At 71.6% G+C, this 12,609-nt stretch carries 12 protein-coding genes and 1 other RNA gene; 6 read left to right on the top strand and 7 right to left on the bottom strand.

Annotation, left to right across the window (positions count from 1 at the left end; translation table 11 throughout):
- Positions 1-16: 16 nt before the first annotated feature.
- Positions 17-383: a transfer-messenger RNA gene (gene ssrA / locus CWOE_RS32165) on the bottom strand.
- Between the two features lie 54 nt (positions 384-437).
- On the opposite strand from ssrA, the gene CWOE_RS23000 reads away from it, so the two are divergent.
- Complete coding sequence (locus CWOE_RS23000; RefSeq protein ID WP_012936043.1) at positions 438-1,355, top strand: site-2 protease family protein; 918 nt, start codon at positions 438-440, stop codon at positions 1,353-1,355.
- Positions 1,356-1,470: 115 nt separating this feature from the next.
- Here CWOE_RS23000 and CWOE_RS23005 read toward each other — a convergent pair whose 3' ends face one another.
- Positions 1,471-2,973, bottom strand: a complete 1,503-nt coding sequence (locus CWOE_RS23005; RefSeq protein WP_012936044.1) for an MFS transporter — start codon at positions 2,971-2,973, stop codon at positions 1,471-1,473.
- Positions 2,974-3,035: 62 nt separating this feature from the next.
- Here CWOE_RS23005 and CWOE_RS23010 point away from each other — a divergent pair, with 62 nt between their 5' ends.
- A complete protein-coding gene (locus CWOE_RS23010; RefSeq protein WP_012936045.1) occupies positions 3,036-3,422 on the top strand; it encodes a MarR family winged helix-turn-helix transcriptional regulator in 387 nt (128 codons plus the stop codon).
- A gap of 109 nt (positions 3,423-3,531) precedes the next feature.
- On the opposite strand, the gene smpB is transcribed toward CWOE_RS23010, so the two are convergent.
- From smpB to CWOE_RS23025, 3 genes are read right to left on the bottom strand one after another with little or no spacing between them, the layout of a single operon-like run.
- Positions 3,532-4,014 carry an SsrA-binding protein SmpB gene (smpB, locus tag CWOE_RS23015; protein WP_012936046.1) on the bottom strand — a complete coding sequence of 161 codons (483 nt, stop codon included), beginning with the start codon at positions 4,012-4,014 and terminating at the stop codon, positions 3,532-3,534.
- Positions 4,015-4,024: 10 nt separating this feature from the next.
- The gene (locus CWOE_RS23020; protein WP_012936047.1) at positions 4,025-5,830 is read right to left on the bottom strand and encodes a ribonuclease R family protein; all 1,806 of its coding nucleotides are present in this window, start codon (positions 5,828-5,830) and stop codon (positions 4,025-4,027) included.
- A complete protein-coding gene (locus tag CWOE_RS23025) occupies positions 5,827-7,029 on the bottom strand; it encodes a S41 family peptidase (protein WP_160165558.1) in 1,203 nt (400 codons plus the stop codon). The genes CWOE_RS23020 and CWOE_RS23025 overlap by 4 nt, the downstream gene beginning before the upstream one ends.
- 67 nt (positions 7,030-7,096) lie before the next feature.
- Here CWOE_RS23025 and CWOE_RS23030 point away from each other — a divergent pair, with 67 nt between their 5' ends.
- Entirely contained in the window at positions 7,097-7,918 is an 822-nt protein-coding gene (locus CWOE_RS23030; protein WP_012936049.1) for a class I SAM-dependent methyltransferase, read from the top strand.
- Positions 7,919-7,962: 44 nt separating this feature from the next.
- Here the strand turns inward: CWOE_RS23030 and ftsX are convergent, their stop codons facing one another.
- Both ftsX and ftsE read right to left on the bottom strand, forming a co-directional pair.
- Entirely contained in the window at positions 7,963-8,856 is an 894-nt protein-coding gene (gene ftsX, locus CWOE_RS23035; RefSeq protein WP_012936050.1) for a permease-like cell division protein FtsX, read from the bottom strand.
- Entirely contained in the window at positions 8,853-9,842 is a 990-nt protein-coding gene (gene ftsE, locus CWOE_RS23040; protein WP_012936051.1) for a cell division ATP-binding protein FtsE, read from the bottom strand. The genes ftsX and ftsE overlap by 4 nt, the downstream gene beginning before the upstream one ends.
- Before the next feature lie 123 nt (positions 9,843-9,965).
- On the opposite strand from ftsE, the gene CWOE_RS23045 reads away from it, so the two are divergent.
- The 3 genes from CWOE_RS23045 to CWOE_RS23055 are packed head-to-tail and all read left to right on the top strand — an operon-like array spanning position 9,966 to position 12,606.
- Positions 9,966-11,219, top strand: a complete 1,254-nt coding sequence (locus CWOE_RS23045) for a M16 family metallopeptidase (protein WP_012936052.1) — start codon at positions 9,966-9,968, stop codon at positions 11,217-11,219.
- Positions 11,220-11,255: 36 nt separating this feature from the next.
- Positions 11,256-12,173, top strand: coding sequence for a PD40 domain-containing protein (locus CWOE_RS23050; protein WP_012936053.1), 918 nt, complete (start codon positions 11,256-11,258; stop codon positions 12,171-12,173).
- A gap of 43 nt (positions 12,174-12,216) precedes the next feature.
- A complete protein-coding gene (locus CWOE_RS23055) occupies positions 12,217-12,606 on the top strand; it encodes a hypothetical protein (protein WP_236262148.1) in 390 nt (129 codons plus the stop codon).
- Positions 12,607-12,609: the final 3 nt, after the last annotated feature.

Here is a 12,609-nt window from a genome sequence, read left to right on the forward strand (position 1 = left end):
GGGGCCCTCGTCTTGTCAGTGGAGACGCCGGGAATTGAACCCGGGTCCGCAGTCGCGCAAAGGATGGCTTCTACGAGCGTAGCCGGCGCTCTGTTCTCGTCCCTCGCTCGCCACGCCGGCGGGGTTGCGGGGGACCAGCCTCCTGAAGATGTCCCCGGTTCGGCAGAGGCGTACCTCCCCAGGTGAGCCTGCTTCTGATTCCGGCGATCCCCACGGCAGGCTGGCGGGGGCCGAAACCTCACTGCCTTAGCTAGGTGCTAAGCGGCGAGGGCGTACTCGTGAGAGTCCGCACGTATGGTTTTTCCGGTGGTTTTACGAGGCCAACCGGAACCTCGACTCGCAACCATCCCCACGAATCGACCACGTCGAAGCCTGTCGTCCCCGGGAATGTCCTACGCCTTTCAGTCTAGCCGAACGCGCCTGCCACAATCGGTCGCATGGAGCAGCGAGCCGACTGGCTTCCCCCCACCTCGCCGACGCCCGCCTCGACGCCCGCGCCGCCGGCGACGCCGGCCGTGTGGGAAACGCCGCCGCCACATGACCCGCAGCCACAGCAGGAGCCGCCGCGTGGGCGGTCGCGGCTGCGTCGCCTCTTCGGCCCGCTGATCGTCGGCGGCGCGCTGGTACTCAGACTGCTCGGCCCGCTGAAGGGCCTGCTGCTCGCGCTGCCGAAGCTGAAGCTGCTGTCGACGTCGGGCTCGATGCTCGTCTCCGTCGCCGCCTACAGCCTCATCTGGGGCTGGCAGTTCGCGCTCGGCTTCGTGCTGCTGCTGCTCGTCCACGAGATGGGCCACGTGATCCAGCTGCGCCGCGAGGGGATCCCAGCGAGCGCACCGATGTTCATCCCCTTCCTCGGCGCCGTCGTCGCGGCCAAGTCGCTCGGCGACAACGCCGCCGCCGAGGCGCGCGTCGGGCTCGCGGGACCGATCCTCGGCTCGCTCGGCGCCGCGCTGCTCGTGCCGGTCTGGCTCGCGACCGGCAACGAGTTCTGGCAGGCGCTCGCGTTCACCGGCTTCTTTCTGAACCTCTTCAACCTGCTGCCGGTCGTCCCGCTCGACGGCGGCCGCGCGATGGCGGCGATGTCGCCGTGGATGTGGTTCGTCGGGCTGTTCGCGATCGTCGGCGTCGCCTTCGCGTTCCCGAACCCGATCATCATCCTGATCGCCCTGCTGGCCGCGTACGAGACGTGGCGGCGCTGGAAGGCACTGAGAGAGGGCGGCGAGCGGGCGGCGGCCTACTACAGAGTCACGCGCGGTCAGCGGATCGCCGTCGTCGTCGTGTACATCGGCCTGATCGTTGCGCTCGCGGTCGGGATGGATCTGACCCACCTCGAGCGCGCGCTGAGCGACGCCTAGCACCGCCTCGCCTTCCCGCGCCCCACGAAGACGTGGCGGCGCGGGGCGGGCGAGCGGCAGAAGGGTTCTCGCTCCCCATCCCGGGCGGGGTGGTCCGGGACGGGGAGCGAGCGCGTCAGCTCTCGTCGGCTGAGGCGACAGCGACGGCCGATTGCCGCTGTCGCACGAGGACGCCGGAGAGCGAGACGAGGAGGCCGGCGGCGGAGATGCCGGCGACGACGCCGAGCGCCGGCCGGTAGGCGTCGAGCAGCGTCTGCGGGTCGGTGCTGACACCGGCCTGCGACGTCACGATCGCCGCGGCGATCGCGAGCACGACCGCGCCGCCGACCTGGAACGAGGTGTTCACGAGGCCGGAGGCGAGCCCCTGCTCGTGGTCCGCCACACCGGCCGTCGCCTGCATGTTGAGCGCCGGGAAGCAGAACGCGAACCCGATGCCGAGCAGCAGCATCGTCGGCAGGATGTCGACGATGTAGGTCGGCGACGCGTCGATCCGCATGAACAGCAGGTAGCCCGACACGAACGCGACGAACCCGACGACCAGGATCGGCGCGGTGCCGATGCGGTCGGCGACCTTGCCGATGCGCGGCGCGACCGTCGCGACGAGCAGCCCGGCGGGCAGGAACGCCAGCGCGGTCTGCAGGGCGCTCCACTCGAGCAGGTTCTGCAGGTACAGCGTCGCGATGAACTGGAACGCGACGTAGGAGCCGAAGACGGCCACCGCCGCGAGGTTCGCACGCACGAGCGAGCCCGAGCGCAGGATCCCGAGCCGCACCAGCGGGTGCTTGACGCGCCGCTCGATCAGCACGAACGTGATCATCAGCGCAGCCGAGATCGCGAAGCCGCCGAGCACCTCGCCCGCGCCCCAGCCGACCTCGGGCGCGGTCACGACGGTACGGACGAGCAGCAGCATCGCGGCGCTGACCGAGATCGCGCCGAGCAGGTCGAAGCCCTGCCGCTCGGCCGGGTCGACCTTGTCGCGCGGGATCAGGCGGATGCCCGCCAGCAGCACGAGCAGCGCGATCGGGCCGGGGACGATGAAGGTCCAGCGCCAGCCGATCTCGGTCAACAGGCCGCCGAAGATGAGGCCGGCGGAGAAGCCGGTCGCGCCGCAGGCGGCGTAGATCGAGAGCGCTCTGTTGCGCGCGGGACCCTCGGCGAACGTCGTCGTGACGATCGAAAGGCCCGCCGGCACGGTGAACGCGGCGGCGACGCCCTTGATGAAGCGGGTCGCTATCAGCACCCCGCCGTCGCTGGCGATCCCGCCCAGCAGCGAGGCGACCGCGAAGACGGCGACCGCGGCGAGGAACACGCTGCGGCGGCCGAGGATGTCGGCCGTGCGCCCGCCGAGCAGCAGCAGGCCGCCGTAGCCGAGCACGTAGCCGGAGACGACCCACTGCAGGTCGCCGGTGGAGAGGCCGAGGTCGGCCCCGATCGACGGCAGCGCGACGCCGACCATCGAGACGTCGAGACCATCGAGGAAGAGGGCTCCGCAGAGCACGAAAAGGGCTCCCCAAAGGCGGGCGTCCCAGTGCTGCGCCTGGGATGCCTCGCTTTCCCGGGGGGCCTCGGGAGGAGAGGCGAGTGCGGTCATGGCCGGGTACAATACATGCATCTGCATAGATTGCACGTGCAAAATGTGTGAATACAAATGTTGCGCAGTTTTGGTATAATCGCGTCGCAATGGCCCCCATGACACGGGACGACACCGCCCTCGTCGAGCGCTGGCGCGAGCTGCTCGACTGCCACGCCCGCACGTGCGGCGCGCTGGAGAAGGTCCTGCAGGAGCGTCATCAACTCGGCGTCAGCGAGTTCGAGGTGCTGGAGCGCCTCGCCGGCTGCGACAAGGAGATGCACCGCATGCAGGGCCTCGCGGACAACGTCCACCTCAGCCAGAGCGCGCTCTCCCGCCTGATCGGCCGGCTGGAGGCCGACGGGCTCGTCGTGCGCAACATGTGCAGCGACGACCGCCGCGGGATCTTCGCCTGCCTCACCGACGCCGGCCGCGAGCGCTATGACGCCGCGAAGCCGACGCAGCGCCAGGTGCTCGCCGAGCTGCTGCTCGACTGAGCGCCGGCCACGCCTCGTCGCGCCTGGCGGTGTCCTCGGTCGCTCATGGGCTGGCGCCCACTACGCTCCCTGCGTCCTTGCCAGCCACGACGATCCGCGGCCGGGCCGGCTACCGTTGATATTCGCGCGTCGCGCGCTGCATCTCGCGCGCCTGCTCGCGCGACTTGATCGACTGGCGCTTGTCGAACTGGTCCTTGCCCTGCGCGAGCGCGATCTCGCACTTCGCGCGGGCGCCTCTGAAGTAGATCCGCGTCGGCACGAGCGTCAGCCCTCTCTCGCGCGTCTTGCCGACGAGCCGCTCGATCTCGCGTCTGTGCAGCAGCAGCTTGCGGTCGCGCTCGGGCAGGTGGTTGTCGCGATAGGCGGACGCGTACGGCGGGATGTGCATGTTCACGAGCCACACCTCGCCGCCTCTGACGAGCGCGTAGGCGTCCTTCATCTGTGCCCCGCCCTCGCGCAGCGACTTCACCTCGGTGCCCGTCAGGACCATCCCCGCCTCGAACGTGTCGAGCAGTCTGAAGCGGAACCGCGCCTGGCGGTTGGTGGCGACGTCACCCGGCGCGAACTTCTTCTTTCCCTTGCCCTTCGCCATGCTCCTAGTCTCACAGCTCGACGGGGAAGAGGTCGACCCGGCCGCGCGGCGCGTCGACGCGGTCGACTTGCACGCGCACCGCGTCGCCGATCCGGATCGCCTTGCCCGTCCGCGTGCCGTTGAGGATCGTGCCCTCCTCGTTCAGCTCCCACCACTCGCCGTGCAGCTTGCGGACGGGCAGCATCCCCTCGTAGCCGTCGCCGAACGCGACGAACGCGCCGGCGCCGATCACGCCGGTCACCTCACCGTCGAAGTCCTGGTCGAAGCCGGTCTCGAACAGCGTTCTCTCGAGCAGGAAGCAGCGCGCGACGTCGTCGGCGGCGCGCTCGACCTGCATCGCGTCACGCTCGCGCGCCGAGGCCCAGTCGCCCGCGCCCGGCAGCCGCGACGCCTGCGGCGCGTCCTCCCCCGCGCCGACCGCCGACAGCAGCGCGCGGTGGCAGACGAGGTCTGGATAGCGCCGGATCGGCGACGTGAAGTGGCAGTAGTGGGTCAGGCCGAGGCCGGTGTGACCGAGGTTGCGCGGGTCGTAGCGGGCCTGCTTGAGCGCGCGCAGGACGAGGCTGTTGAGGCCGATCCCGCCGCGTCTGGAGCGTCTGACGTAGGCCGCGACGAGATGCGAAGCGACCGCGATCGCCTCCGCTCCCTGCTGCGGCGTCGGCTGCTCGGGCAGTGGCGGCGTCGGCACGCCGAGCGAGGCGAGCTGCGCGATCAGCCGCTCCGCCGCGCTGCCGTCGGGCCGCTCGTGGACGCGGTACAGGGTCGGCACCTTGCGCTCGGACAGCAGCCGCGCGACCTGCTCGTTGGCGAGGATCATCAGGTGCTCGATCAGCCGGTGGGACTCCGTCTGCACGACGCCGGCGGCGGCCGTCACGTGGCCCTCGCGGTCGAACGCGAACTCCGGCTCGACGCTCTCGATCGCCAGCGCGCCCTGCGCATCCCGGCGCGCGGCGAGCGCCGCGGCCGCCCCGCGCGCGGCGGCGAGTGGCTGCGCCCACGGCTCCAGCGCCGGCTCGGCGCCGGCGAAGATCCGATCGACGCGGTCGTAGTCCAGCCGCTCGTCGGAGCGGATCGTCGAGCGGTAGAACGAGGCGCGCGCCACGCTCGGCCCATGCAGCTCCAGCTCGGCCGTGACGGCGAGCCGGTCCTCGCCCGGCCGCAGCGAGCAGGCGACGTTCGAGAGCCCTTCGGGCAGCATCGGCTCGACCTTCGCGGGAACGTAGACGCTCGTGCCGCGCCGATACGCCTCGCGGTCGATCAGGTCGCCGGGGCGCACGTAGGCGGAGACGTCGGCGATGTGGACCCAGATCCGCCAGCGGTCGGGGCCCGTCTGCTCGGCCGAGATCGCGTCGTCGAAGTCCTTCGCGGTGGCCGGATCGATCGTGAACGTCGTCAGGTCGCGCAGGTCGCGGCGGCCCGGGACGTCGACGGCGCGCGGCTCGCGCGCGGCTCGCTCGACGGCCGGGTCGAAGCGGCGTCTGAGGCCGCGGTCGAGCATCAGCGCCTCGATCACGTCGCGCGCGACGTCGGGCCGGCCGATGCGGCGCACGACCTTCGCGTGGCCCTTGCCGCGCTGCCCTGCCCGCAGCAGCACGAGGTCGCCGAGCGACGCTCTGCGGTCTCTGTCGACGATCAGCCGCGGGCCGCGCTGGAAGTACGGCTCGCCGACGAGGTGGCGGCCGCGCTTCTCCAGCACCGCGACGACGTCGGTGCGCGGCAGCGGCCGGTCACGCTCGCGGTCGCGCGCCCGCTCGCGCGGGAGCGTACGGTCCTCGTCGCGCGCTCTCCCCCGCCCGCGATAGTCGCGCCGGCTCACCGCGACTCTGTCGCGAGCGCTCTCAATGCTGCGTCGAGGCCCTCGTCGCGTCTGGTGTCCGGGTCGTCTCTCGCCTGCACGTCCGGCTGGATCCCGTCGCCCTCTCTGACGCCTCTGCCGCCGATGTTCTTGCCGCTCGGCAGGAAGTACTGGCCGACGGTGATGTCGAGCGCGCCGCCGTTGGGCAGCTCGCGGATCTCCTGGAAGACGCCCTTGCCGTACGTGCGCGTGCCGACGACCTCGGCCCGTCTGCGGTCCTGCAGCGCGCCGGTCACGATCTCCGACGACGACGCGGTGTTTCTGTCGACGAGCACGACGACCGGCACCGACGATCTGATCGCGCCGCCGGTGGCGGTGTAGACGTGCCGCTCGCGGGCGCGGCCGTCGGTCGAGACGATCGTGCCGTCAGGGATGAAGATCGACGCCGTGTCGACCGCCTCGTTGAGCAGGCCGCCGCCGTTGCCGCGCAGGTCGAGCACGATCCCTCTCGCGCCTCTCGCGAGCAGCCGGTCGACGGCCGCGCGGACCTGCGCGCTGGAGTTCGACGTGAAGCTGGTGAACACGACGACCCCGAATCTGCCCGCTCTCGTCTGGACCATTCTCCCCTCGACGACCGGCTCGACGATCTCGGCCCGCTCGATCGTCTGGACTCTGCGTCTGCCGTCGCGCTCGATCGTCAGCTCGACCGTCGTCCCGGGCTCGCCCTTGACGAGGCTGATGCCGTAGCTGGCGGGGTGGCCGGCGAGCGTGCTTCTGCCGACGGCGACGATCATGTCGCCGTCGCGCAGCCCCGCCTTCGCGGCCGGCGTGTCGTCGATCACGTGCGCGACGCGGAGCCCTCTCGGCGTGCCCTGCACGGTCACGCCGATGCCGCTGAAGCGCGGGTTGGTCGCGTGCTGGAATCTCTCGTACGTTCTCGGGTCGAAGTAGTGCGAGAACTGGTCGTCGAGGCTGTTGACGGCGCCCTCGACGCTCTTGTTCACCAGCTCGTCGCGCGAGACCGGGCGGTAGTACGCGTCGGAGATCGTGTCGATCGCCTGCTGCATCAGCTGCGACTCGTCGTCGTCGACGAGCGCGCTGCGGATCGGGTCCGGCAGGTTGCTGGCGTGGCCGCCGAGGTAGATGCCGACGCCGAGCATCACGACGGCGATCAGCGCCCCGGCGAGGACGAGAGGGATGCGCGACGCTCTTCGGGGCACCATTGGAGCGTATCGATCGTCATATGGTTGGGATTAACCACCGCTCGCGCGCGTCTAAGCTCGTTCGATGAGCATCGACCGGAGAATCGCCGACTACTACGAGCTGGGTGCCGAGCACGAGCGGCTGGAGACGATCAGCCGCGTCGAGGGTGTGCGCACGCGCGAGCTGCTCGACCGGCTCCTGCCCGCCCCGCCCGCCGTCGTCCTCGACGTCGGCGGCGCCGCCGGCATCTACGCGCTGCCGCTCGCCGCCGCCGGCTACGAGGTGCACCTGCTCGACCCGGTGCTGCTGCACGTGCAGCAGGCGCGCGAGGCGTCGGCCGCTCAGGCCGCGGCCGGCGGCGACCCGCTGATGGAGACGGTCGTCGGCGACGCCCGCGCGCTGCCGTGGTCCGACGGCGCGGCCGACGCCGTCCTGCTCCTCGGCCCGCTCTACCACCTCGACGCCGACGGCCGCGCGAGCGCGCTGGCGGAGGCGCGGCGCGTGCTGCGCCCCGGCGGACTCGTGCTCGCGGCGGCGATCTCGCGCTTCGCCTCGACGCTCGACGGGATCCACGCACGTGCGCTCGCCGACCCGGCGTTCGCGCAGGTGGCCGCGCACGACGTCCGCACCGGCGAGCACCGCAACGACCCCCACGAGCGCCCCGAGTGGTTCACGACCGCCTACTTCCACCATCCCGACGAGCTGTGGGAGGAGGTCGCCGTCGCCGGCTTCGCCGTCGAGGGCGTGCTGGCGGTCGAGGGGGTCGCGTCGTTCCTGCGCGACGAGGCGTGGTGGCTGGAAGACGAGCAGCGACGCGCCGCGCTGCTCGACGCGATCCGCAGCGTCGAGCAGGAGCCGAGCGTTCTGGGCGCGAGCGCGCACCTGCTGGCCGTGGGCCGGGCGTAGTTCGCGGCGGGGCGGGCGGTGCCCGCCCCCCGCTCTCGCCAGGCTCAGACCTTCAGGAAGCGGCGCAGCGAGAGGCCGGAGCCGATCGCCGAGATCGTTATCCCGGCGCCCATCATCACGGCGATCAGCACGCCGAAGCCGATCGTCTCGGGCGCGGAGATGAGCGCGAAGTCGCTCGCGAGCGGGTCGATGATCGCGATCTTTCCGACCGCCAGCAGCAGGATCGCGAGCGTCGTGCCGAGCGCGCCGACGATCACGCCCTCGATCACGAACGGCCAGCGGATGAACCAGTCGGTCGCGCCGACCAGCTTCATCACCTCGACCTCGCGACGGCGCGCGTAGAGCGACAGGCGGATCGTGTTCGCGATCAGGAAGATCGACGCGGCGACCAGCAGCAGCGCGAGCGTGCCGGCCATCAGCTTCACGAATCTCGTCACCTGGAGGATCTTCGTCGTGTCCTCGCGCCGGTCGCGCACCTCGTCGATCGCGCTGTCGACCGGCGTGCGCGTGCCGCCGGCCGCGGCCGGCGCCAGCTCGGACTTGAGCGCGAGCACCGTATCGGGATCCTCCGGCGTGATGCGGAAGGTGTCCGGCAGCGGGTTGGCGCCGAGCAGCTCGAACGCCTCCGGATCCTTCTTGACCTGCTGCTCGTACGCCTCCTGCTTGGAGATGAACTCGACGCGCTTGACGTTCGGCGTGCCGGCCAGCATCGCTCTGACGCGCGCCGCGTCTCTCTGCGTCGCGTCTCTTCTGAGGTAGACGTCGACGAGCACGCGCTTGCGCACGTCGTTGGCTGCGCCCGTCGTCGCCTGGACGATCGGGATGAAGACGCCGACGACGAGCATCGTCAGCAGGACGGTCGCGAGCGCGGCGAAGCTCGGGGCAGCGTTGCGGCCCAGCGAGCGCATCGCCTCGCGCAGGAAGAACCCGAGCTTCACTTGCGCGACGGGGTCGGGTCCTGGGCGGCGGCCTCGCGCGCGGCGGTGGCCTCGGCCTCCGCCGTCTCACGGGCGGCGGCGGCTTCGCGGAAGCGCGCGGTGCGTGACCCGCGCGACGCCTCGACGGCCATCGTCTCGGGCGCGACCGGCGCGTCGTTGCGCAGGCGCGCGGCGAACTCGCGCGTCGACTCGTCGCGGGCGTAGAGGCCGGTCGCCTCGTCGCGCACGATGCGGCCCTTCGACAGCTCGATCACGCGGCGACGCATCTTGTCGACCATGCCGTGGTCGTGCGTCGCGACGAGCACGGTCGTACCGGTCTTGTTGATCCGGTAGAGCAGCTGCATGATGCCGATCGACGTCTCGGGGTCGAGGTTGCCGGTCGGCTCGTCGGCCAGCAGCAGCGGCGGATGGTTGACGAACGCCCGCGCGATCGCCACGCGCTGCTGCTCGCCGCCGGAGAGCTGGTCGGGATAGTTGTGGAGCTTCGTCGAGAGGCCCGTGAGGCGCAGGATGTCCGGCACCTTGGCGCGGATGTCCTTGCGCGAGCCGCCGGTCACCTGGAGCGCGTACGCGACGTTGTCGTACACGGTCCGGTTCGGCAGCAGCTTGAAGTCCTGGAAGACGGCGCCGATGTTGCGGCGGTAGTACGGCACGCGACGGCGCGTGATCTCCGACAGGTCGCGGCCGGCGACGCCGATCGTGCCGCCGGTCGGCTCCAGCTCCTTGATCAGCAGCCGCATGATCGTCGACTTGCCCGAGCCGGTCGAGCCGACGAGGAAGACGAACTCGCCGCGCTGCACGGAGAAGCTCGCCTGGTCGAGGCCGACGGCGCCGACGTCGTAGTGCTTCTCGACAGCCTTGAAGTCGATCACCGGAGTGCCGCGACGGCTCGCCGCGGGGGCGCTCTGGCTTGCCGCGACATGCTTCGGCGGGTGCGCGGGAACGGCACGCCGGCCGAGGCTTGGTCTTCTGACGGAGAGGGCCATAGAGCGATCGAGGGTAGCGTGCCGCTGCCGCGCAGCGCGAATCCGGGCGCATCCCTGCAAGCGGATTTGCAGGGATTTCCCTGACGCCCCGGGGCCACCGGGGTGTCCCGCTATCGTCGACACATGACCGCGATCTCCTCCTCCACCGCGCCGAACGGCCTCCCGATCCACCGTGTTCAGCTCGACGGCACCCGGGCCGTGACCGCGCTCGTCGCGTTCGACGCCGGCGCGCGCACAGAGCGGGCGGAGGAGAACGGCATGGCGCACTTCCTCGAGCACCTCGTCTTCAAGGGCGGCGAGAAGTACGTCACGTACAGAGACGTCAACGAGACGGCCGAGAACCTCGGCGCGCAGCTGAACGCGTACACCTCGCACGACCTCGTCGCGTTCCACATCACCGCGCGTGCCGAGAAGGCATTGGAAGCAATCGACCTCTTGACGGATTTTGTCGGCCGGCCGCGGCTCGACGGCGAGGAGCTCGACCGCGAGCGCGGCGTCGTGATCCAGGAGATCGCCCGCTCCAACGACCAGCCCTCGACGGTCGCCGAGCACGTGATCGACAGAGCCGCCTTCGGCGACCACCCGCTCGGCCGCCCCGTGCTCGGCCCCGAGGAGCACCTGCGCGACACGTTCACGCGCGAGGCGATCGTCGCCTTCCGCCAGCGTCAGTGGGCCGGTTCCCGCGGCGGCGCGTTCGTCGTCGGGAACCTGGAGCACCTGCCGGCGAACGGCGCGCTCGACGAGCTGTTCGACCGCTTCCCCGACCTCCCCGCCCCGCCGCCGTACGAGCCCGCGCCCGGCTTCGCGCCGCGCACGCTCGTCGAGGAGCGCGACTCCAACCAGTCGCACCTGCGGATGATGTACCGCCCGGCGATCGACGCAACCGACCGCAGAGCGCGCGCCGCGCTCGCGATCTACTCGACGCTGCTCGGCGGCTCGATGGGCTCGCGCCTGTTCGACGAGATCCGCGAGCAGCGCGGCCTCGCCTACTCGGTCTACGCGCTCTCGCACGCGTTCTCCGACGTGCCGATCCTCCAGCTGTCCGCGGGGCTCGAGTCCGGCAAGGCGGTCGAGGCCTACACGCGGATGCGCGAGATCGTCGCCGAGCTGCGGACCGAGGGGCCGACGGTCGAGGAGGTCGAGCGCGCTCGCGCCTACGCCGCCGGCGCGCGCGTGCTCGCGTTCGAGAACACCAACGCGGTCGCCCGCCACGCCGCCAACCAGACGATCGTCTTCGGCGAGGAGGTCGATCCCGACGCCGCGATCGCCGCGCTCGACGCCGTCACCTACGACGAGGTCGCGGAGGTCGCGCGCGGGATCGCCGACGAGCTGGCGATCGGCGTCGTCGGTCCGCACACGGTCGCCGACTTCGCCTGAGCCGCAACTTCCCGGAATGCGGGCCGTCGTAGAAGCATGCGACGGCTCGCCCTCCCGCTCGTCTCGCTCGCGCTCACGGCGCTGCTGGCAGCCCCGGTCGCGCACGCCTTCCCCGGCCGCAACGGCGCGATCGCCTACGGCTGGTTCAGCCTGACCGAGGACGAGCTGGGCGAGCAGCCGTCTAGAACGCTGCACGCGCTGCGGCTGGTCACGCCGGCCGGCGGCGAGCCGCGCGAGCTGCGCTCCTGCCTGCTCGTCGGCGGCGAGCCCGCGAGACCGTGCGAGGCGCCGCAGTTCGACACGCCCGCGTGGTCGCCGGACGGGACGCGGATCGCGTTCGACGCCGGCACGCGGATCGGTCTGCTCGACGGCGACGGCGGCGGGACCGTGCGGCTGCTGCCCGCACGCGGGCTCAACTCCGGCCGCCCGGTCTTCTCGCCGAGCGGGACCCAACTCGCGTTCGACGCCGGCCCCTCGGCCGGCGGCCAGCAGCTGTGGATCAGCGACCTGTTCGGCGGCGGCGCGCGGCGACTCACCGGCCGCGGCGGCAGATCACCCGCCTGGTCGACGCGCGGAACGATCGCGTTCGAGCGCGACGGCCAGCTGTACGCGATCCGCCCCGACGGCAGCGGCCTGCGGCGGCTGACCGGCCGCGGCGGGCGCGCGCCGGCCTGGTCGCCGCATGGGACGAAGCTCGCGTTCGTGCGCCGCCGCGCCGACCTGCTCTACGTGATGAACGCCGACGGCAGTGGGCTGCGCCAGGTCAGAGGGCCGCGCGGAGTCGAGTCGGTGCGCTGGTCGCCGGACGGCAGACGGCTCGTCTACGAGGCGTTCGACGCGGGGGTTCTGACGATCGGAACCGACGGCCGCGGCGAGCGTCAGCTCGTCCAGGACGCCGTCGGCGGCACCTATGTGCAGGCCGCGCGCGGGGTCGATTGGCAGCCGCTGCGGTGACCCGCGTTGCACTGACGCCGTGCGACCGGCGACAATCGTGGGCGTGCCTCCGGAGGACCTCCGCCTGCAGGACGCGCTGAACCTGCGCGAACTGCACCGCTACGTCGACCGCGTCAGCGACCGCTGGCCGATCGAGCACGCCCTGATCGGCGGCGCGCGGGTCGACGACGCCAACGGCGCGCTGCCCCAGCGCGAGCGCGGTCCCGAGTGGGTCGTCGTGCTGATCTCCGGCTTCTTCGACGGCGTCCCGTGGCTGGAGCGGGTCTACCAGGCCGGCTCGCTGTGGGACGCGGCCGAGATGGGTGCCCCCGCCGACGTCCACTGCTACACCCCGCTCGAGTTCGAGCGCAAGCGCGAGACGCTGCGCCCGGTGCGCGACGCCGCCGAGCGCGGCATCGACCTGTTCGCCGCGGGCCAGGCGCCCGGCGACTGAGCC

Source organism: Conexibacter woesei DSM 14684, from assembly GCF_000025265.1.
Classification (GTDB): Bacteria; Actinomycetota; Thermoleophilia; order Solirubrobacterales; family Solirubrobacteraceae; genus Conexibacter; species Conexibacter woesei.